At 71.7% G+C, this 20,088-nt stretch carries 16 protein-coding genes and 1 tRNA gene; 16 read left to right on the top strand and 1 reads right to left on the bottom strand.

From position 1 onward, the window contains the following. Positions 1-272: 272 nt before the first annotated feature. The 16 genes from J3P36_RS04315 to J3P36_RS04245 all read left to right on the top strand — a co-directional run bounded on the left by J3P36_RS04315 (position 273) and on the right by J3P36_RS04245 (position 19,756). On the top strand, positions 273-1,571 hold the full coding sequence (locus J3P36_RS04315; RefSeq protein ID WP_210506002.1) for a glycosyltransferase: 1,299 nt from the start codon (positions 273-275) through the stop codon (positions 1,569-1,571). Next, the gene (locus J3P36_RS04310; protein ID WP_210506001.1) at positions 1,568-3,394 is read left to right on the top strand and encodes a right-handed parallel beta-helix repeat-containing protein; all 1,827 of its coding nucleotides are present in this window, start codon (positions 1,568-1,570) and stop codon (positions 3,392-3,394) included. The genes J3P36_RS04315 and J3P36_RS04310 overlap by 4 nt, the downstream gene beginning before the upstream one ends. Then, positions 3,391-4,437, top strand: coding sequence for a right-handed parallel beta-helix repeat-containing protein (locus J3P36_RS04305; protein ID WP_210506000.1), 1,047 nt, complete (start codon positions 3,391-3,393; stop codon positions 4,435-4,437). The genes J3P36_RS04310 and J3P36_RS04305 overlap by 4 nt, the downstream gene beginning before the upstream one ends. A gap of 46 nt (positions 4,438-4,483) precedes the next feature. Then, entirely contained in the window at positions 4,484-5,932 is a 1,449-nt protein-coding gene (locus J3P36_RS04300; RefSeq protein ID WP_246854136.1) for a UDP-glucose/GDP-mannose dehydrogenase family protein, read from the top strand. Between the two features lie 120 nt (positions 5,933-6,052). Further along, positions 6,053-7,207, top strand: a complete 1,155-nt coding sequence (gene dusB / locus J3P36_RS16215; protein WP_246854135.1) for a tRNA dihydrouridine synthase DusB — start codon at positions 6,053-6,055, stop codon at positions 7,205-7,207. After that, positions 7,197-8,453, top strand: a complete 1,257-nt coding sequence (locus tag J3P36_RS04295) for a deoxyguanosinetriphosphate triphosphohydrolase (RefSeq protein ID WP_307806944.1) — start codon at positions 7,197-7,199, stop codon at positions 8,451-8,453. Before dusB ends, J3P36_RS04295 begins: the two co-directional genes overlap by 11 nt. After that, on the top strand, positions 8,429-9,253 hold the full coding sequence (locus tag J3P36_RS04290; RefSeq protein WP_210505998.1) for an oxygenase MpaB family protein: 825 nt from the start codon (positions 8,429-8,431) through the stop codon (positions 9,251-9,253). The genes J3P36_RS04295 and J3P36_RS04290 overlap by 25 nt, the downstream gene beginning before the upstream one ends. Before the next feature lie 10 nt (positions 9,254-9,263). Continuing rightward, a complete protein-coding gene (gene dnaG / locus J3P36_RS04285; protein WP_210505997.1) occupies positions 9,264-11,291 on the top strand; it encodes a DNA primase in 2,028 nt (675 codons plus the stop codon). A gap of 188 nt (positions 11,292-11,479) precedes the next feature. Beyond that, the gene (locus tag J3P36_RS04280; RefSeq protein ID WP_210505996.1) at positions 11,480-13,126 is read left to right on the top strand and encodes an ABC transporter substrate-binding protein; all 1,647 of its coding nucleotides are present in this window, start codon (positions 11,480-11,482) and stop codon (positions 13,124-13,126) included. A gap of 73 nt (positions 13,127-13,199) precedes the next feature. After that, positions 13,200-14,300: an ABC transporter permease gene (locus J3P36_RS04275; protein ID WP_210505995.1), complete on the top strand. Its 1,101-nt coding sequence runs from the start codon at positions 13,200-13,202 to the stop codon at positions 14,298-14,300. Continuing rightward, a complete protein-coding gene (locus tag J3P36_RS04270; RefSeq protein WP_210505994.1) occupies positions 14,300-15,331 on the top strand; it encodes an ABC transporter permease in 1,032 nt (343 codons plus the stop codon). Before J3P36_RS04275 ends, J3P36_RS04270 begins: the two co-directional genes overlap by 1 nt. Next, a complete protein-coding gene (locus tag J3P36_RS04265; protein WP_210505993.1) occupies positions 15,328-17,007 on the top strand; it encodes an ABC transporter ATP-binding protein in 1,680 nt (559 codons plus the stop codon). Before J3P36_RS04270 ends, J3P36_RS04265 begins: the two co-directional genes overlap by 4 nt. Before the next feature lie 33 nt (positions 17,008-17,040). After that, on the top strand, positions 17,041-17,898 hold the full coding sequence (locus J3P36_RS04260; protein ID WP_210505992.1) for an ATP-binding cassette domain-containing protein: 858 nt from the start codon (positions 17,041-17,043) through the stop codon (positions 17,896-17,898). Further along, a complete protein-coding gene (locus tag J3P36_RS04255) occupies positions 17,895-18,893 on the top strand; it encodes a D-isomer specific 2-hydroxyacid dehydrogenase family protein (protein WP_246854134.1) in 999 nt (332 codons plus the stop codon). Before J3P36_RS04260 ends, J3P36_RS04255 begins: the two co-directional genes overlap by 4 nt. A gap of 42 nt (positions 18,894-18,935) precedes the next feature. After that, positions 18,936-19,011 (top strand) — tRNA-Asn (locus J3P36_RS04250). 250 nt (positions 19,012-19,261) lie between these two features. Continuing rightward, positions 19,262-19,756, top strand: a complete 495-nt coding sequence (locus J3P36_RS04245; protein WP_210505991.1) for a GNAT family N-acetyltransferase — start codon at positions 19,262-19,264, stop codon at positions 19,754-19,756. 7 nt (positions 19,757-19,763) lie between these two features. Here J3P36_RS04245 and J3P36_RS04240 read toward each other — a convergent pair whose 3' ends face one another. Beyond that, positions 19,764-20,087, bottom strand: a complete 324-nt coding sequence (locus J3P36_RS04240; protein WP_210505990.1) for a hypothetical protein — start codon at positions 20,085-20,087, stop codon at positions 19,764-19,766. Position 20,088 lies beyond the last annotated feature (1 nt).

Below are 20,088 nucleotides of genomic sequence, written 5' to 3'. Positions count from 1 at the left end.
CGCCCAGTATGCAGAACCCCTGATCGCGACCCGTTTGCGGGGCCTGCCGGGGTCGCCGCCGTGCGCGCGGCGCGCGCGTTCTACGGCAAGGGCGGAGCGGGATCAAGGGCACTTGCCGGGGTCGGAGGGCCGGTCTACGTTGGCCCAGTCATCGGCGGTCCCCCGAACGACCGACCTCCCCTAGGGGCCGGCTCGGGGGACGGAATCAAGGGCGATTCGGGTCAGCAGCCCGCCGGTGGCAATCGCAAAGCCCGACCCGAAGGACACCCGCGATGCATTCCGCCCTCCCTTACCCGACCCTGCCCGCAGCCGCTCAGCCGGCGCTTCCCGAGATGGACCTCGGAGCGCTCGGCGAGTTCCTCGCCCGCTCCTGGGACTACTTCCCGCTCGCCGTCGCCGGCATCATCGTCTGGAGCCTCTGGCTCTACCGGGTGGTGCTGTCCGCCCGGGCCAAGCCGATCGTCACCGACTTCCGCACGACGACGTCCGTGATCGTGCCGTCGTACCACGAGGACCCCGACATCCTGCTGCGCTGCCTCGAGAGCTGGCGCGAGCAGGGCCCCGACGAGATCATCATCGTGCTCGACGTCGCCGACCTCGAGGCCTACCAGCGGGTGCTCGCGATCGGCGATCCGACGGTCCGGCCCGTCCTCTTCCGGCACGCCGGCAAGCGCTCCGCCCTCGGGGTCGGCATCCGGGAGGCGAAGGGGGAGATCCTCGTCCTCACCGACTCGGACACCTCCTGGCAGCCGGGGCTCCTCGAGGCGGTGCAGATGCCCTTCGCCGACCCGCAGGTGGGCGGCGTGAGCACGCAGCAGAACGTCTACCAGCGCAACTCGAGCCTGTGGCGCCGCGTCGCCGACTGGCTCGTCAACCTCCGCTACTACAACTACGTGCCCGGCATGGGAGCGAAGGGCGCCGTGCCCTGCATCAGCGGTCGCACCGCGGTGTACCGGCGGGCGGCGGTGCTGCCCGTGCTCGACAACCTCGAGAACGAGTTCTTCCTCGGCCGCCGCTGCATCTCGGGCGACGACGGCCGGCTCACCTGGCTGGTGCTCGCCTCCGGCTACAAGACGGTGCATCAGCGCTCCGCGAAGGCGCTCTCCATGTTCCCGTCGAGCTTCCGGGCCTTCGTCAAGCAGCGGGTCCGCTGGAGCCGCAACTCCTACCGCACCTACCTCACCGCGATCGCGAAGGGCTGGCTCTGGCGCGTGCCGTTCGTGACGAAGATCACCGTGCTCCAGATCCTCCTCACCCCGGTGACGATGGGGCTCACGATCTTCTACCTGGCGACCGCCCGATTCGAGGTGTCCGTTTTCGGCGGGCTCGCCGTCGCCGGCTGGCTCCTGCTCGGCCGCGGCATCCGCAGCATCTCGAACCTGAAGCGGAACCCGTCGGACATCTTCATCCTGCCGATCATCGCCCTCGTCGTCGTGTTCATCGCGCTCCCGGTGAAGGTGTACGCGCTCTTCACGATGAACAAGCAGGGCTGGCTCACCCGGCACGCCGACACGATCGGCGGCGACGGGCAGTCCGCGAAGACGCTCGTCCCCGAGGCGGTGGCCTCGTGAGGCGCCGGGGCACCACCCTCGTCGCGGTCGCGGCGGGCGTGCTGATGTCGCTCGCGGTCCCGAACCCCAGCCAGGCGGCGGTCGGCGACGCCGAGATCGTCGGTGCGCCGTATCCCGGGGATCCGGACGCGGAGGCCGGGCTGGTCGAGATCGAGGGCGACCGCCTCGCGGCCATCACCGCGGCGGCGAGCGCTGCACGGGTGCGGGGCAGCTCGGTGCTCCCGCCGTACCGGGTCCTCACCGGGGAGGCGAGCACCCTGGTGCTCACCGCTCGGTCCGAGCCCTATGTGCTCGCAGACCTCCAGGCGCTGTCGCCCGAGGGACTGCTGCAGCTGGAGGACGGGTCCTGGCTCCTCTCCGAGAACGTGGTCGTCGCTTCGGGTGCGACGCTGCGCCTCGCCGACGCGCCGGGGCTCGTCCTCCACCTCGCGAGCGGGCCGTCCGGCTTCGCCTCGATCGTCAGCCTCGACGGCTCGGTCGAGATCGCGGGCGCGGAGGACGCCCCGGTCACGATCGACGCGTGGGACGCGACGATGGGCCGTGTCGACGCCGAGACGGCGGACGGACGGGCCTACCTGCGGCTGATGGGCGGCCACGTCTCGATCGCCCACGCCCGCTTCGAGTCCCTCGGGTTCTGGAGCGGCAACACGGGCGGCGTCAGCATCACCGGACCGGACACCGAGGCCGCGTCGATCGCCCCCGCCACCGGCGACCCCGTGCCGACCGTCGACGTGTCGGGCGGTTCGACGCCCGACGCCGCCCTGCCGTCGGGCAGCGGCCTGCCGCAGGGCGCTCCCCTCACCGCCGAGGTCGTCGACTCGGCCTTCACGGGCAACACCTTCGGCCTCTTCGTGAAGAACGCCGACGGCGTCCGACTCGAGCGCCTCGACGTGCGTGACAGCCTCGTCGACGGGATCGTGCTGCACCGCGGCGTCACGCGCAGCGTGGTCTCCGACACGGTGACCGCGGGCAACGGCGTGGACGGCCTCGTGCTCGCGCCGGGCAGCGCCGGCATCCGGGTCCAGGACGTGACCGCGGAGGACAACGGGCGCAACGGCATCACCGTGGACGCGTCGCCGCTCAGCGACGGGCCGAGCGCGACGGGCACCCCCACCACCGCCTACGGCAACGACGTCGTGGAGCTGAGCACCGCAAGCGGCAACGCCCGATACGGCATCGAGGTGGTCGGCGGCGACAAGATCCGCCTTTCCGGGAACACCGTCGAGGACGGGCGGATGGGCATCGTCGTATCCGGTGCTGCGAGCGACCTGCTCGTCGTCGACAACGAGGTGACGGGCGCCACCCAGCAGGGGATCGCCCTCCGCGACGGCGTGAGCGCCGCCCGCGTCGCCCGCAACACGGTCGGCGGCAGCGCGACCGGCGTCTACGTCCGCGACTCGGTCGCGCAGATCGAGGCGAACTTCGTGACCGGCGCCACACGGCACGGGATCACGGTGGTGGGGGAGACGACCGGGACGACGGTGCGGAGCAACATCCTCGCCGGAGCCGGCTCCCGAGCCATCGACACCACCCGGGCCTCGGGCGCCGCCCGCGCCGCGAACGACGCGAGCGACTGGACGAGCCGCCGCCCGATCGACGCCCTGGTCGCGAGCACCACCAAGCCGCTCACGCTCCTCTGGGTCGGGCTCGGCGCGATCGTGCTCGTGACGGCGCTGGCCGGCATGCGGCACCGGCGCCGGACCGTCGGCCACCCCTACGGGGACCGCACCCCGCTCGCCGTCCTCACCGGCGGGCTCGTCGACCCCCGCACCCTCGGGCTCCCGGTTCCGCCGGTCGAGCGCAACGGAAAGGAGTCCGGATGAAGATGCGTGCAGCAGCGGCGCTCGCCGCCGTCCTCCTCGTCGGGCTGACCGCCTGCACCTCCGAGCCGCAGCAGAACGCGCCGTCGTCGCCGGCGCCGGAGCCGAGCGCGACGAGCACGCCCCAGGCCGTGCCATCCGCGCCGGCCGGGGGCGAGGACGTGTCGTGCGGCGAGCCGACCGTCACGGTCGCCGACGCGACCGAGCTGCAGCTCGCGCTCGACCAGGCGCAGCCGGGCCAGACGATCGGGCTGCTCCCCGGGACCTACGTCGGCGAGTTCGTCGCCACCACCTCCGGCACGGCCGAGCAGCCGATCCTGCTCTGCGGCGGGGCGGACGCCGTGCTCGACGGCGGTGACATCGAGGGCGGCTACGTCCTCCACCTCGACGGCGCACAGTACTGGCGCCTCGTCGGCTTCACAGTGCGCAATGGCCAGAAGGGCGTGATGGCGGACGGCACCGTCGGCTCCGTCATCTCCGGGCTCACCGTCACCGACATCGGCGACGAGGGCATCCACCTGCGCCGGTTCAGCACCGACAATCTCGTGACGGGCAACACGATCCGCAACACCGGGCTCCGCAAGGAGAAGTTCGGCGAGGGCATCTACATCGGCACAGCCGAGAGCAACTGGTGCGACCTCACCGGCTGCGAGCCCGACACGAGCGACCGCAACGCGGTCATCGACAACGACATCGCGGGAACGACCGCCGAGTGCGTCGACATCAAGGAGGGCACGTCGGGCGGGATCCTGCAGGGGAACCGGTTCGACGGCTCGTCCATCACGGGCGCCGACTCGTGGGTCGACGTCAAGGGCAACGGGTGGCTCGTCGACTCGAACACCGGTCAGAACTCCCCGCTCGACGGCTTCCAGACCCACGAGGTGGTCGACGGGTGGGGCACGGACAACATCTTCCGGAACAACGAAGCGGTTGTGAACGGACCAGGGCTCGGATATTCGCTGAAACCGTCGCGGGACAACGTTGTGGAATGCAGCAACGCGGCGGTCGAGGCGGGTGAGGGGCTGAGCAACGTCTCATGCACCTAGCGGGAGACCGCACCGAGGTACCCGAAAACCCGATGATGGAGGACCATTGACCGTCCAGCCCCACGACCATTCCCCGCTCAGCAGAGCACTCTCGTCCGGACCCGACGTCGTCGAGACGCCGCGCATGACCGTGATCGGCACCGGCTACCTCGGCGCCACCCACGCCATCTGCATGGCCGTCCTCGGCTTCGAGGTGCTCGGCGTTGACGTCGACGCACGCAAGATCGAGGCGCTGACGAACGGCGACGTGCCCTTCTTCGAGCCCGGCCTGAAGGAGAAGCTGGACGAGGCGCTCGCGTCCGGCCGCCTCCGCTTCACGCAGGACTTCCAGGAGGCCGCCGACTTCGGCGACGTCCACTTCATCTGCGTGGGCACCCCGCAGTCGAAGGAGTCCGGCGCCGCCGACCTCACCTACGTCGACCTCGCGTTCGCCGAGCTGGCGAGCCGCATGACGCGGAAGGCTCTGATCGTCGGCAAGTCGACCGTGCCGATCGGCACCGCGGAGCGGCTCACGCAGCTCGTCCGCGACGTCGCGCAGCCGGGCGTCGAGATCGAGGTCGCGTGGAACCCCGAGTTCCTCCGCGAGGGCTACGCGGTGCAGGACACGCTGCACCCGGACCGCCTCGTGTTCGGCGTGCCGAGCGAGTGGGCACGGCAGCAGCTGACCGCCGCCTTCCGGCCCATCCTCGACGCGGGCACGCCGCTCATCGTCGCGGACCTCAAGACGGCCGAGCTCGTGAAGGTCGCCGCGAACTCGTTCCTCGCGACCAAGATCTCCTACATCAACGCGATGGCGGAGGTCTGCGAGGCGACCGGCGCAGACGTCAACCTGCTCGCATCGGCGCTGTCCTACGACACCCGCATCGGCGGCCGCTTCCTCAAGCCGGGCCTCGGCTTCGGCGGCGGCTGCCTGCCGAAGGACATCCGCGCCTTCACCTACCGGGCCGAGGAGCTCGGGGTCGGCCAGGCGGTCGCGTTCCTCCGGGAGGTGGACGCGATCAACAACCGCCGCCGCCGTCGCACGGTCGACCTCGTCCGCGAGATGGCCGGCGGCTCGCTGCAGGGTGTCCGCGTCGCGGCGCTCGGCGCGGCCTTCAAGCCGAACTCCGATGACATCCGCGACGCCCCGGCGCTCGACGTGGCGCAGATGATGCACGAGGAGGGAGCCGAGGTCGTCGTGTACGACCCCGAGGCGCTCGACAACGCCCGGAAGGCCTACCCGCAGCTGACCTTCGAGGACAGCATGGGCACTGCGCTCCGCGGCGCCAACGTCGTCGTCCTGCTCACCGAGTGGGAGAAGTTCCGCAAGGCCGACCCCGACCTGCTCGGCGCCCTCGTCGCCGACAAGCGGATGGTGGACGGCCGCCATGCCCTTGACGCGGACGACTACCGCGCCAAGGGCTGGGAGTACCGGGCCCTGGGACGGCCCGCGCACTCTCGAACGGTGACACTCGCCTCGGACGTCTCGGACGAGCTGCAGCTGCAGTCCGCCTGATTCCGCCGAAGGACTCGCTCCCTGTTCGCCGGGAGCGGGTCCGGGCATCGTACTCCCGCCCGGAGCGCACGTCATGCGCTCCGGGCGGGAGCACGGCCCGCATCTGGGAGAATCGACGGGATGTCCGTTATCACCCCTCCGGCCCCCGCGCTGCGGATCGGTCCGCTGCGCCTCGACGCACCCGTCGTCCTGGCGCCGATGGCGGGCATCACGAACACCGCGTTCCGCCGGCTCTGCCGCGAGTTCGGCGCCGGCCTCTACGTCAGTGAGATGATCACGACGCGCGCCCTCGTCGAGCGGACGCCGGAGACGATGCGGCTGATCACGCACCACGAGTCGGAGACGCCTCGCTCGATCCAGCTGTACGGCGTCGACCCGAAGACCACCGCGGAGGCGGTGCGCATCCTCGTCGAGGAGGACCGCGCCGACCACATCGACCTCAACTTCGGCTGCCCCGTCCCGAAGGTCACCCGCAAGGGCGGCGGCGCGGCCCTGCCGTGGAAGGTCGACCTGTTCCGGGACATCGTCGAGGGCGCCGTGCGCGCCGCGGGGGACGTGCCGCTGACGGTCAAGATGCGCAAGGGCATCGACTCCGACCACCTCACCTACCTCGAGGCAGGCCGCATCGCGGAGGGCGCCGGAGTCGCCAGCATCGCGCTGCACGCCCGCACCGCCGCCGAGTTCTACTCGGGCAACGCCGACTGGTCGGCGATCGCGAAGCTCAAGGAGACGGTCACGAGCGTGCCCGTGCTCGGCAACGGCGACATCTGGTCCGGCGCGGACGCGCTCCGGATGGTCGCGGAGACGGGCTGCGACGGCGTCGTCGTCGGTCGCGGCTGCCTCGGCCGGCCCTGGCTCTTCGGCGACCTCGCCGCCGCCTTCGCGGGGGAGGACCGCGTCGCGATGCCGAGCCTCGGTGTCGTCGCGGCGACCTTCCGCCGGCACGCCGAGCTGCTCGTCGAGTTCTTCGACAGCGAGGAGCGCGGCTGCCGCGACATCCGCAAGCACGTCGCCTGGTACTTCAAGGGCTACCCGGTCGGCGGCGAGCTCCGCGCGAGCCTCGCCACCGCGTCGAGCCTGCAGGAGATCGACGACCTGCTCGGCACGATGGACGCGACCGCGCCCTACCCGGGCGAGGCCGCCGAGGGCCAGCGCGGCCGCGCCGGCAGCCCGAAGCGCCCCGTGCTGCCGGAGAACTGGCTCGCGAGCCGCACCATCGGCGTCGACGAGCGCTGCGAGGTCGCGGGCGCGGAGCTGCACAACAGTGGCGGCTGACGCGCGCCCCACGGCGGGGTACGAGCCGCGTGACCGGGACCGCCGCCTCCCGGAGCAGCACTCGAACCGCCGCAGCGACTTCGCGCGCGACCGCGCCCGCCTGCTGCACTCGAGCGCGCTCCGCCGGCTCGCCGCCAAGACGCAGGTGCTCAGCCCCACCGCGGGCCTCGACTTCGCCCGGAACCGCCTCACGCACTCCCTCGAGGTCGCCCAGGTGGGCCGCGAGATCGGTCTCGCCCTCAGTCTCGACCCGGACATAGTCGACACCGCGTGCCTCGCGCACGACATCGGGCATCCGCCGTTCGGCCACAACGGCGAGAAGGCGCTCGCCGAGTGGGCGGCCGACATCGGCGGCTTCGAGGGCAACGCCCAGTCCTTCCGGCTGCTCACCCGCCTCGAGCCGAAGGTGTTCGGCACGGCGGGCGCGCCCTTCGGCGTCAACCTGACCCGCGCGAGCCTCGACGCGAGCTGCAAGTACCCGTGGTCGATGGCGGGCGCTGTCGACGACCCGAGCGGACGCGCCAAGTTCGGCTACTACGCCGACGACGCCGACGCCTTCGAGTGGATGCGCCAGGGGGCTCCCGCCGACGTCCGCTGCATCGAGGCGGAGGTCATGGACCTCAGCGACGACATCGCCTACTCGGTGCACGACTTCGAGGACGCGGTGACCGGCGGGTACATCGACGTCGCAGCCCTCGCCCGCCGCGAGGAGGACGACGACCTCGTCACGGCGATGCACTCCTGGATCGGCGGGGAGTACAACCACGCCGAGCTGATCGCCGCGTTCGAGCGGCTGCAGGCACTGCCGTTCTGGCTGTCCGGCTGGGACGGCTCGCGCCGGGACCAGGGCCACCTCAAGAACCTGACGAGCCAGCTGATCGGCCGCTTCGCGGGCGCCGCGACGCGTGCCACCCGGGCCGCGTTCCCGCAGGAGAAGCTGAGCCGCTTCTCGGCGCACGTGGTGGTCCCCGCCGAGATCGGCGCCGAGATCGCCGTGATGAAGGGCATCGTCGCCGCGTTCGTCATGACGAACACCACCAGGACCCCGGTGTACCAGCAGCAGCGCGACCTGCTGCAGGAGCTGGCCGACGTCCTCGTCGAGCGGCCAGAGGCCCTCGATCCCGCCTTCGCCGCCGACCACCGCGACGCCGCGGACGACGCCGCCCGGCGGCGGGCGATCGTCGACCAGGTCGCGAGCCTCACCGATCAGTCGGCCATGGCATGGCACGAGCGCCTGGTGCACTGATCCGCCGCCCGCGCAGCTACGCGGAGCTCTCGGCCGAGGGCGCCCTCCTCGCCGGCGGCGGCCGTGCGCTGCTGCTGCAGCTCGCGCATCCGTCGGTCGCCCGAGGCGTCGCCGAGCACAGCCGCTTCGCCGAGGATCCGCTGAAGCGGCTCTGGGGCACGCTCGAGTACCTCTATGTACTGGCGTTCGGGAGCGAGGAGGAGACGCGCCTCGTCGCCCGGTACGTCGGCGGCGCGCACCGGGGCGTCCGCGGCGACGGCTACGACGCACGCGACCCGGACCTGCAGCTGTGGGTCGCGGCCACCCTTTACGACACGACCGTGCAGGTAGCCGAGGCGGTGCACGGTCCACTGCCCGACGCGCTCGCCGACGAGCTGTACCGCGAGGACGCGCGCATCGGCACCGCGCTCGGCATGCCCGCCGAGCTCTGGCCCGCCGACCGGGCGGCCTTCGCGGTCTACTGGCGCGAGCAGCTCGCCCTCCTCGAGGTGACCCCGGTCGCCCGAGGCCTGGCCACCGCTCTGCTGCGGCCCGAATCCGGGCCGCTCTGGATGCGCGCGCTCATGCCGCTCGCCCGCCTGCTCACGGCGGGCCTGCTGCCGGAGCCGATCCGCTCCGGCTACGGCGTCCGCTGGACGCCCGAGCTCGAGCGCCGGTTCACGCGCACCTTCCGCGCGGTGCTCGCGGTCTACCGCGTGCTTCCGGGCCCGGTCCGCCGCGCTCCCTCCCACCTCCTGCTGCGCCGCTTCCGCGCACGGACCGGGGGAGCGGCGGCCGGGCGGGTCGGGCGCCGAACCTAGAATCGACCTCATGGCGGGGCGCATTCTCAAGGCGGACATCGACGAGGTGCGCACCCGCGTGAACCTCGCCGACGTGGTTGGCGACTATGTCGCGCTGAAGTCCGCCGGGGTCGGCTCCCTCAAGGGGCTCTGCCCCTTCCACGACGAGCGCAGTCCCAGCTTCCACGTCCGCCCGCAGGTCGGCCTCTACCACTGCTTCGGCTGCGGCGAGGGCGGGGACGTGTACACGTTCCTGCAGAAGATGGACCACGTCACCTTCGCGGAGGCGGTCGAGCGGATGGCCGCCCGCGTCGGCATCACGCTCCGCTACGAGGACGGCTCCGCCCCCGCTCAGGAGGCGGGCAACCGCGCCCGCCTGTTCGCCGCGAACCGCGCGGCGGCCGAGTTCTTCGTCGAGAAGCTCGCGACCCCCGGCGCCGACGCCGGACGCCGGTTCCTGGGGGAGCGCGGCTTCGACCGCGCCGCGGCCGCCCACTTCGGCGTCGGCTACGCCCCGAAGAGCTGGGACGAGCTGACCAAGCACCTCCGCGGCCGCGGCTTCACCGACCAGGAGCTCCTCGCCGCCGGCCTCGTGTCGAGCGGCGACCGCGGCGTGTACGACCGGTTCCGCGGCCGCGTGGTGTGGCCGATCCGCGACCTGTCGAGCGAGACGGTCGGCTTCGGCGCCCGGCGCCTGTTCGACGACGACAAGGGCCCCAAGTACCTCAACACCCCCGAGACGCCGATCTACCACAAGGCCCAGGTGATGTACGGGCTCGACCTCGCCAAGCGGGAGATCGGCCGCAGCAAGCAGGTCGTGGTCGTCGAGGGCTACACGGACGTCATGGCCTGCCATCTAGCGGGCATCACCACCGCGGTGGCGACGTCGGGCACCGCCTTCGGCGTCGACCACATCAAGGTCCTGCGCCGCGTGCTCGGCGACGACTCCGCGAGCGGCGAGGTGATCTTCACCTTCGACCCGGACGCCGCCGGCCAGAAGGCGGCCGTCCGCGCGTTCGGCGAGGAGCAGCGCTTCGCCGCGCAGACGTACGTCGCGACCGGGCCGGAGGGGCTCGACCCGTGCGACCTGCGCCTCGCCCGCGGCGACGAGGCGGTGCGCGGCATGATCGACGCCAAGAAGCCGATGTTCGAGTTCATCATCCGCCAGCAGCTGCGCTCCCACGACCTCGACACCGTCGAGGGACGCGTGGCCGCTCTGCGGGCGGCGGCGCCGATCATCGCCGGTATCCGCGACCCCTCGCTGCGCCCCGGCTACGCCCGCGAGCTCGCCCGCTGGCTCGGCATGGACATCGAGGATGTCACCCGTGCCGTCGCGTCCTCGGGCGGGCGCACGGCGAGCGCCGATCGCGCGGACGCCCGCGGCCGGCCTGATCAGCGCCCCGCGGCCGGGCGGCCGCAGCGCGGCCCGGCGTCGACCGGTCCGGCGCGCCGGGGACCCGGCGACCGGTACGCGGCGGGCGATGCGCACGGCGGGCCGCCTCCCGATGATCGCGACGCTCCGCCGGACGAGCGGGACGCCCCGCCGCCCGACGAGTACGACGAGCCGGCCCCGCTCCGCGGCCCGACCCTCGCGCAGCTTCCGTCCGACCCGGCGACCCGTCTCGAGCGGGACGCGCTGATGGCGATCCTGCAGTTCCCGCAGCTCGTCGGCCGGGCACTGCTCGATCGTGCGATGGCCTCGGGCTTCGCCAACCGGGCCCTCGCCGCCGTGCGCGATGCGGTGCGCGCCTCGACGGACGCCGCCGAGTCGCCGGCCTGGCTGGAGACGGTGGTCGGCGCCGCACCGGAGCCGCTCGCCCCGCTCGTCCAGCAGCTCGCCATCGCGCCGCTGCCGCAGCAGCGCGGCGAGGAGGCTCTCACGATCTACGTGCGGGACGTCGCGACCCGGCTCGTGGACCGCGACCTGCAGCGCCGGAAGAGCGAGCTCCTCCGCCAGCTGCAGCGCACGCCCGCCGGGGAGGATCCCGATCGCTACCGCGGGCTCCAGCGCGACCTCGTCACTCTGGAGGCGGAGCGGCGCTCCCTGCGCGACGGCTGATCAGCGGCGGAAAACGCGTGCCCGGTCTGCGACGCCGTTCGGGGCAGGTTGCGGCGGCATAACGAAGTGCGCACCGGCCCGGGAGCGATCCCAAGGTGTGCTAGACCGGAGTGTCACAGCTCGCGCGGGTCATGCCGCGTGCCCCCTGCCATTCGCAGGGGAACTTCTACGAAAGAGGTAAGACGGATATGACATCCGCATTCTCCCGCCGGTTCCGTCGCGTGCTCGTCGCGACCGCCGGTGTCTCGGCGGCGGCCATCGCCCTCGCCGGCTGCTCCGGCTCCGGCGGCGGCGGCGGCAACTCGGGCGGCGGCTCCGGCTCGGGCGGCTCGATCATCGTGGGCACCACCGACAAGGTGACGACCCTCGACCCCGCGGGCTCCTACGACAACGGCTCCCTCGCGGTGCAGACCCAGGTCTTCCCCTACCTCATGAACTCGCCCTACGGCAGCGCGGACGTCGAGCCCGACCTCGCCGAGTCGGCGGAGTTCACCGCTCCCACCCAGTTCACGGTGACGCTGCCCTCGGGGCTCACCTGGGCGAACGGCAACGAGCTCACCTCCTCGGACGTGAAGTTCACCTTCGACCGCCAGCTCGCGATCAACGACCCGAACGGCCCGGCCTCGCTGCTGAGCAACCTCGAGAGCGTCGACGCGCCCGACGACACCACGGTCGTGTTCAACCTGAAGGCGGAGAACGACCAGACGTTCGCGCAGGTGCTCTCGAGCTTCCCGGGCGCCATCGTGGACGAGGAGGTCTTCGCCGCCGACGCGCTGACCCCCGACCAGGAGATCGTGGACGCGAACGCGTTCGCGGGCCAGTACACGATCAAGAGCTACGACTTCAACAACCTGGTCGCGTTCGTGCGCAACGACGACTACCAGGGCCTCCTCGGCCCGGCCGAGAACGAGGCGGTCAACCTCAAGTACTACGCCGACTCGTCGAACATGCGGCTCGACCTGCAGGAGGGCAACATCGACGTCGCGGCGCGCAGCCTCTCCGCGACCGACATCGACGACCTCCGCGGTGACGACAGCGTGAAGGTGTGGGACGGACCGGGCGGCGAGATCCGCTACATCGTCTTCAACTTCAACACCCAGCCGTTCGGCGCGACCACGGCCGAGGCCGACCCGGCGAAGGCCCTCGCGGTGCGCCAGGCGGTCGCCGACCTGATCGACCGCGAGGAGATCGCGAGCCAGGTCTACCAGGACACCTACACTCCGCTGTACTCCTTCGTCCCGGAGGGCCTCACCGGCGCCATCGAGCCGCTCAAGGAGCTCTACGGCGACGGTCAGGGCGCCCCGGACGCCGACAAGGCCGCGCAGCGACTCTCGGACGCGGGTGTCACCACGCCGGTCACGCTGAACCTCCAGTACAGCAACGACCACTACGGCCCGTCGTCGGGTGACGAGTATGCGCTCATCAAGGACCAGCTCGAGTCGAGCGGCCTCTTCACCGTCAACCTGCAGACGACGGAGTGGGTCCAGTACTCGAAGGACCGCGTCGCCGACGTGTACCCGGCCTACCAGCTCGGCTGGTTCCCGGACTACTCGGACGCCGACAACTACCTGACCCCGTTCTTCCGCACGGAGAACTTCCTCAGCAACCACTACGACAACCCCGAGGTCGACTCGATGATCGCGCAGCAGCTGACGACGGCCGACGCCGGCGCCCGCACGCAGCTCATCGAGGACATCCAGACGCAGGTCGCGCAGGACCTGTCGACGGTGCCGTACCTCCAGGGCGCTCAGGTCGCGGTCTCGGGCGCGGACGTGGACGGCGTTACCCTTGACGGGTCGTTCAAGTTCCGCTTCGCTCCGCTGACCAAGGGCTGATCTCCTCCATCGAGGGGCGATCCGCGCGAGCGGGTCGCCCCTCGATCTCTGTCCACCTCATTCGAAGGACACGATGACGACAACCGGAGTGCCGGTCGAGACCCCGCCGGGAACGGCACCGGCAGCGCCCGCCGCGAAGACGCGCGGCGGGGGAGGCGGCCTCGGCCGCTACATCCTCATCCGCTTCCTGCTGATCTTCCCGACCGTGTTCATCCTGGTCACCCTGGTCTTCCTGCTCATGCGGACGACCGGTGACCCGATCACGGCGGCGCTCGGCGGGCGGCTCCCTCCGGACCAGCTCGCAGAGCGCATCCGCGAGGCCGGCTACGACCGGCCACTCCTCGTCCAGTACCTCGAGTACCTGGGCCAGGTCTTCACCGGCAACTTCGGCACGACGATCAGCGACAACCGCCCCGTCATCGAGGTGCTCTTCACCTACGGCGGCGCGACCCTCGAGCTCGCCTTCTACTCGCTGATCGTCGCCTTTCTCGTCGGCATCCCGCTCGGAATGGTCGCCGCATACTTCCGCGACCGCTGGGGCGACGCCGTCCTGCGCATCTTCGCGATCTTCTGCTACGCGACGCCCGTCTTCTTCGCCGGCCTGCTGCTCAAGCTGATCTTCTCGGTCCAGCTCGGCTGGCTCCCGGTCGCGGGACGCGCCTCCACGCGCTCGGAGCTCGACCTCACCCTCCTCGACAACGCGACGGGCATCTACCTGATCGACGCGATCCGGACGGGCAACTCGGACATCATCCAGGACGTCCTGCTGCACGCGGTCCTCCCCGCGATCGCGCTGGGCCTGCTCACGGGCGGCATCTTCCTCCGGCTCGTCCGCACGAACGTGATCGGCACCCTGGGCCGCGACTACGTCGACGCCGCGCGCTCACGCGGCGTCAGCGAGTTCCGGCTGGTCCGCAAGCACGCCTACAAGCCGGCGCTCATCCCGATCATCACGGTCATCGGCCTGCAGATCGCGATGCTGCTCGGCGGCGCCGTGCTCACCGAGACGACGTTCGAGTGGAAGGGCCTCGGCTTCCAGCTGGTCGAGTACCTGCAGGCGCGCGACTTCGTCGCCGTGCAGGGCATCGTGGCCCTCCTCGCCGTGATCGTCGCTGTGACGAACTTCCTCGTCGACATCATCGCGGCCCTGATCGACCCGAGGGTGAGGTACTGATGACCGCCGCCACCGCGCCCCGCCGGCGCCTCGTCGACCGGCTGCCCGTCGTCCATCAGGTCCGCCAGAGCGTCGGCCTGCAGCGGTTCATGCTCGTCGTCGGCCTGGTGCTGACCGGGGTGTTCGTGCTGGTCGCGATCTCCGCCCCGCTGCTCGCGCCCTACGGCTACAACCAGCTGCGCGGCGAGGCGGGCGCCTTCGGCTCCCGTCAGCCCCCGAGCGCGGAGCACCTGTGGGGGACGACCGTCGGCGGGTTCGACGTGTTCTCGCGCGTGATCTGGGGGACGCAGACCGCGCTCCTCGTGATCATCGTCGCCGTCGTCCTGTCGATCTTCATCGGCGTCCTGCTGGGACTCGTCTCGGGCTACCTCGGCGGCTGGGTCGACCGGGTCCTCGTCGTGGTGGCGGACGCGGTCTACGCGTTCCCGTCGCTGCTGCTCGCGATCGTCGTCGCCATCGTCATCTCCGGAGGCCAGTCGAGTCTCCTCGGCGGCGTGATGGCCGCGGCGATCTCGATCACGGTGGTGTTCATCCCGCAGTACTTCCGGGTGATCCGCGCCGAGACGGTCCGCATCAAGGCGGAGGCGTTCGTCGAGTCGGCCCGCGTCATCGGCGCGCCGACCACGCGGATCATGTTCCGGCACGTGCTCCGCAACGCGACGCGCACGCTGCCGCTCATCTTCACGCTCAACTCGTCGGAGGCGATCCTCACCCTCGCCGGCCTCGGCTTCCTCGGCTTCGGCATCGAGCCGACCGCCGCCGCCGAATGGGGCTACGACCTCAACAAGGCGATCGCGGACGTCACGAGCGGCATCTGGTGGACCGGGCTGTTCCCGGGGCTCGCGATCGTGTTCGCCGTGCTCGGCATCACGCTTGTCGGCGAGAGCCTCAACGACCTCGCCGACCCCCGCCTCCGCCAGCGTCGGGCCGCTGCCGTGGGCGCCGGTGACGTGGCGGAGACCTCCGTCGTGCCGGGCGGCGTGCTCGACGCGCCAGGCGGCATCGACGGACTCGAAGGGGGGGCGCGATGAGCGTCGTCGACATCAGGGACCTCGAGGTCTCGTTCGCCTCCGACGCCGGCGCGGTGAAGGCCGTCGACGGGGTCAGCCTGCAGGTCGAGCGCGGGGAGGTCCTCGCGATCGTGGGGGAGAGCGGCAGCGGCAAGACCGTCACCGCGAAGACGATCCTCGGGCTGCTGCCGGAGACGGCCACCGCGACCGGCGCGGTCGTGCTCTCCGGGGAGGGCGGCGCCACCAACGTGGTGGCCCTGTCCCGCGCCAAGCTGCGGGAGATCCGCGGGCGCGAGGTCGCGATGGTCTTCCAGGAGCCTTCGACCGCCCTCAACCCCGTCTACACCGTCGGCTGGCAGATCGCCGAGGGCATCCGGGCGCACGGTCGGGTCAGCCGGAAGGACGCCCGCGAGCAGGCCATCGACATCCTGCGCCGGGTGGGCATCCCGGAGCCGGAGAAGCGGGTCGACTACTACCCGCACCAGTTCTCGGGCGGACAGAAGCAGCGCGTCGTCATCGCGATGGCGCTCCTCCTGAATCCGGGCCTCATCGTCGCGGACGAGCCGACCACCGCCCTCGACGTCACGGTGCAGGCCGAGATCCTCGACCTGCTGCGCCGCTGCCGCGACGAGTTCGGGGCCGCCATCGTGCTCATCACCCACAACATGGGCGTCGTCGCCGACCTCGCCGACCGCGTCGCGGTGATGTACCAGGGCAAGCTCGTGGAGCAGGCGGACACGCGCACCCTCTTCTCCGCGCCCACGCAGCAATACACGAAGGACCTGCTCGCTGCCGTCCCGTACGTCGGCCAGGGCAGCGCGAAGACGGCGGCGCGGGCCGCCGCGCGCAGCGCCGCCCCGGAGGCGGCCCCGCTCGTGAGCGCGCGCGATCTCGTCATCGAGTTCCCGGGACGCCTCGGCCGCGGCGCCTTCCGCGCCGTGAACGGCGTCAGCTTCGACATCCGCGCCGGCGAGGTCCTCGGCCTCGTGGGTGAGAGCGGCTCGGGCAAGACGACGATCGGCCGCGCGATCGCCGGGCTCACGAAGGTGTCCGGCGGCTCCCTCGAGGTCCTCGGCACGGAGATGAACGGCGTCAAGGAGCGGGCGTTCAAGCCGCACCGCGTCGACATCGGCTTCGTCTTCCAGGACCCCGCCTCGAGCTTCAACCCGCTGCTGACGATCGCGCAGGCGGTCGCCGAGCCGCTCGTCGTGCACGGCCGGGCCGGAAACGCCGCTGAAGCGCGCCCCAAGGTGGACGAGCTGCTCGAGGCGGTGCAGCTGCCGCGTGCGTACGGCGACCGGTACCCGCACGAGCTGAGCGGCGGCCAGCGCCAGCGGGCCAGCCTCGCGCGGGCCATCGCGCTGTCGCCGAAGCTGCTGATCGCCGACGAGCCGACCTCCGCGCTCGACGTCTCGGTGCAGGCCCGCGTGCTGGAGCTGTTCGCCGAGCTGCAGGACGAGTTCGGCTTCGCGTGCCTGTTCATCAGCCACGACCTCGCCGTCGTCGACCTCCTCGCCGACCGGATCGCGGTGCTGTACCGCGGGGACCTGGTCGAGGAGGGCACCGGAGCGGAGGTGCTCGGCTCGCCGAAGCACCCCTACACGCAGCGGCTCCTCGCCTCCCTCCCCGTCCCGGACCCGGTGGCCCAGGCGAAGCGGCGGGAGGAGCTGCGCGCGCTGCGCGACCGTGAGCGGTGAGCGGGCGGGGCGCGACCCGGCAGAATGAGAGGCATGCCTTTCGCCGGTGACGTCGTCGTCTCCGTCAGCGATGCCACCGTCGAGTACCCCGCAGTGCGCGGGCACTCGGCGCACCGCGCGCTCGACGGCGTGAGCTTCACGATCGGTCGGGGCGAGCTCATGGGGCTCGTCGGCGAGACCGGATCCGGCAAGAGCACGCTCGCCCGGATTCTCGCGGGTGAGGTCGGTCGCGGCCTCGGTGACGACGTCCCGCGGATCACGGGCGGGTCCGTCAAGGTGCTGGGCCAGGAGCTGCGCCGGCTCGGCTCCCGCGCCCGCACCAAGCTCACCGACGAGGTGGGCTACCTGCCGCAGCACGCCGGGCGGCTCCTGCGGCCCGGCCACACGATCGCCGAGAATGTGGGGGACCCGGTGCTGGCCCGCGACTCGAAGTACGACCGCCGGGAGCTGGGCGCCCGCGTCGCGGAGCTGCTCGACGCCGTGCAGCTGCCCCTCAAGGTGATGGGGCTGTTCCCGCACGAGATCTCGAGCGGGCAGCGGCAGCGGGTCGCCATCGCGCGGTCCCTCATCCTGCGTCCGCTGCTCTGGGTCGCCGACGAGCCGACCGCCGGGGTCGACGTCACCGCGCGCGGGCCGGTCCTCGACACGATCCTCGAGCTGCAGAGCGAGCACGACTTCTCGGCTCTCCTCATCAGTCACGAGGCGGCCGTCACGGCGCGTGTCACCGACCGGGTCGCCGTGCTGCAGGGCGGACACCTGGTCGGCCTCGGCCGTCTCGACGAGGTGCTCGAGCAGCCGGGCCACCCCTACGTGCGCGGCCTCGCCGAGGAGTACCGCATCGCGACCGGGCCGATCGAGCTGCCCGACCTGGACCTGGAGGACGATCGTTGAGCCGCTTCACCCACCGCGCCGTCGAGGGCGCCACCGTCGAGGTGGTCGAGGACGACCGGCGGCCGCAGGTCGGCCCCATCGCGGTGCTGCCGGAGGAGGACGTGACGGAGGAGTACCTCGAGGCGGTCCGCTCGGGCGGCGGCCAGGTGGCATCCCTCGGCGCCGAGACGCGGGCGATCGTGTGGCTCGGTCCCGCGGATCCCGACGGACTGCTCAGCGCCCTCGACGAGGGGCCGAACGTGCAGTGGGTGCAGCTGCCCTGGGCAGGCGTCGACCGGTTCGCCCAGGCGCTCGCCGACCACGACCGCCCCGACCTCGTCTGGACGAGCGCGAAGGGCGCCTACGCGCAGCCGGTCGCGGAGCACGCGCTCGCGCTGGCCCTCGCCGGGCTCCGGTCGCTGACCGAGCGCGCCCGCGCCGCGTCGTGGGGCGACAAGAAGGGCGAGTCCCTGTACGGCCGCAACGTGGTCATCGTCGGCGCGGGCGGCATCGCCGTGGAGCTGCTGCGGCTGCTGCGGCCGTTCGACGTGCACGCCACCGTCGTCCGGCGCAGCGCCGATCCGGTGGAGGGCGCGGACCGCACAGTGTCCGCCGACCGCCTCGACGACGTCCTGCCCGACGCCGACATCCTCGTGCTCGCCGCCGCCAGCACGAGCGAGACGCGGCACCTGATCGACGCGGACCGCCTCGCGCTGCTGAAGCCGACCGCCGTGCTCGTCAACATCGCCCGCGGCGCGCTCGTCGACACCGACGCGCTGGTGGCCGCGCTGCGCGAGGAGCGGCTCGGCTTCGCCGGGCTCGACGTGACCGATCCGGAGCCGCTGCCGGACGGCCATCCGCTGTGGACCGAGGACCGGGCGCTCGTGACCCCGCACTCGGCCGACACGCCCGAGATGATCGCGCCGCTGCTCGCCGAGCGGATCCGCCTGAACGTGGAGGCGTACGTCTCCACTGGCCGTTTCGTCGGCATCGTCGACCCGCGGGCGGGGTATTGAACGCCGAGCCCCTCCGGGTGCGCTAAAGTAGTTCAGCGCCATTCCTCGATAGCTCAATTGGCAGAGCAGCCGGCTGTTAACCGGCAGGTTCTTGGTTCGAGTCCAAGTCGGGGAGCCACGAGAACGCCCCAGCCGCCACGGCTGGGGCGTTCTGCTTTGGAGGAGCTCCCACCTCCGCCACCTCCGCCACCTCCGCGGATCAGGAGATTCCACGCCGATCAGGATGAGCGTCCGGTTTCGCATGCGGATCAGGACGGCGCGCCGTCCTGTAGAGCGGATCTCCTGTTCCGCGCAGCCCGAAACGCGCCCGACACAGTCGCTGGCTAGGCTCGCCACCGTTCGGAACGGTTCAGATCAGGAAGGGCGCGATGGGGAAGGCGACTCCGTCCGGGAGCGCGGTGGGGCTTCGCATCGAGCGGGACGACGTGCGTCGGGACGACATCGTCGCGCTGCTCACCGAGCACATGGCGGACATGCGGGCCGAGTCACCGCCCGAAAGCGTGCACGCCCTCGACGTCGAGGCGCTCGCCCAGCCCGGGATCGCCTTCCTGACGGCTCGGACTCCGGACGGCGATCTGCTCGGCTGCGGCGCGCTGAAGGAGCTCTCCCCGTCGGCCGGCGAGCTGAAGTCCATGCGCACGGCCGCCGCGGCGCGAGGGCGCGGCGTCGGGGGAGCGGTGCTCGCCTCCCTCACGGAGGAGGGCCGCCGGCGCGGCTACTCCGCGCTCTACCTGGAGACGGGCAGCCAGGAGTTCTTCGCCCCGGCCCGCCGCCTCTACGAGCGCGCCGGCTTCCGCGAGACGGACCCGTTCGGCGACTACACGCTCGACCCCTACAGCGTGTACATGGTGCTGGCCCTCTAGGGGCGTCTCACACCACGCGGCCGTGGGTGACCGTCGTCTCGCGGGCGACCAGGTAGCGGTCGTCCTCGTCGTAGAAGACCGCGCGGCTGATGTCGTCGCCGGCGAAGCCGCGGATCACGTCGAGGTCCGTCCAGAACGACACCGTCGACACCCTCGTCCGCTCGCCCTCCTCGGTGAGGACCATGTAGGCGCCCAGGTTGCCGGGCGTCGACCGGTACTCGGCCATCCCGGTCTCCTCGATGTAGCGCGCGTACGCCTCCGCGTCCTCAGGCCGCACCCACCCGGTCCAGGTGCGCACGATCGTCCCCGCGGGCACGTCGATCCGGCTCATC

This window comes from Naasia sp. SYSU D00057, assembly GCF_017916505.1.
Lineage (GTDB): Bacteria > Actinomycetota > Actinomycetes > Actinomycetales > Microbacteriaceae > Naasia.
Note: the sequence above shows the minus strand (reverse complement) of the source record. Positions and strands in the feature narration are given on the sequence as shown.

Bases quoted from the DNA above. Each gene is read 5' to 3' on its own strand.
- J3P36_RS04315 (WP_210506002.1), top strand. From the start codon at position 273: ATGCATTCCGCCCTCCCTTACCCGACCCTGCCCGCAGCCGCTCAGCCG.
- J3P36_RS04305 (WP_210506000.1), top strand. From the start codon at position 3,391: ATGAAGATGCGTGCAGCAGCGGCGCTCGCCGCCGTCCTCCTCGTCGGG.
- dusB (WP_246854135.1), top strand. From the start codon at position 6,053: ATGTCCGTTATCACCCCTCCGGCCCCCGCGCTGCGGATCGGTCCGCTG.
- J3P36_RS04290 (WP_210505998.1), top strand. From the start codon at position 8,429: ATGGCACGAGCGCCTGGTGCACTGATCCGCCGCCCGCGCAGCTACGCG.
- dnaG (WP_210505997.1), top strand. From the start codon at position 9,264: ATGGCGGGGCGCATTCTCAAGGCGGACATCGACGAGGTGCGCACCCGC.
- J3P36_RS04280 (WP_210505996.1), top strand. From the start codon at position 11,480: ATGACATCCGCATTCTCCCGCCGGTTCCGTCGCGTGCTCGTCGCGACC.
- J3P36_RS04275 (WP_210505995.1), top strand. From the start codon at position 13,200: ATGACGACAACCGGAGTGCCGGTCGAGACCCCGCCGGGAACGGCACCG.
- J3P36_RS04270 (WP_210505994.1), top strand. From the start codon at position 14,300: ATGACCGCCGCCACCGCGCCCCGCCGGCGCCTCGTCGACCGGCTGCCC.
- J3P36_RS04265 (WP_210505993.1), top strand. From the start codon at position 15,328: ATGAGCGTCGTCGACATCAGGGACCTCGAGGTCTCGTTCGCCTCCGAC.
- J3P36_RS04260 (WP_210505992.1), top strand. From the start codon at position 17,041: ATGCCTTTCGCCGGTGACGTCGTCGTCTCCGTCAGCGATGCCACCGTC.
- J3P36_RS04245 (WP_210505991.1), top strand. From the start codon at position 19,262: ATGGGGAAGGCGACTCCGTCCGGGAGCGCGGTGGGGCTTCGCATCGAG.
- J3P36_RS04240 (WP_210505990.1), bottom strand. From the start codon at position 20,087: ATGAGCCGGATCGACGTGCCCGCGGGGACGATCGTGCGCACCTGGACC.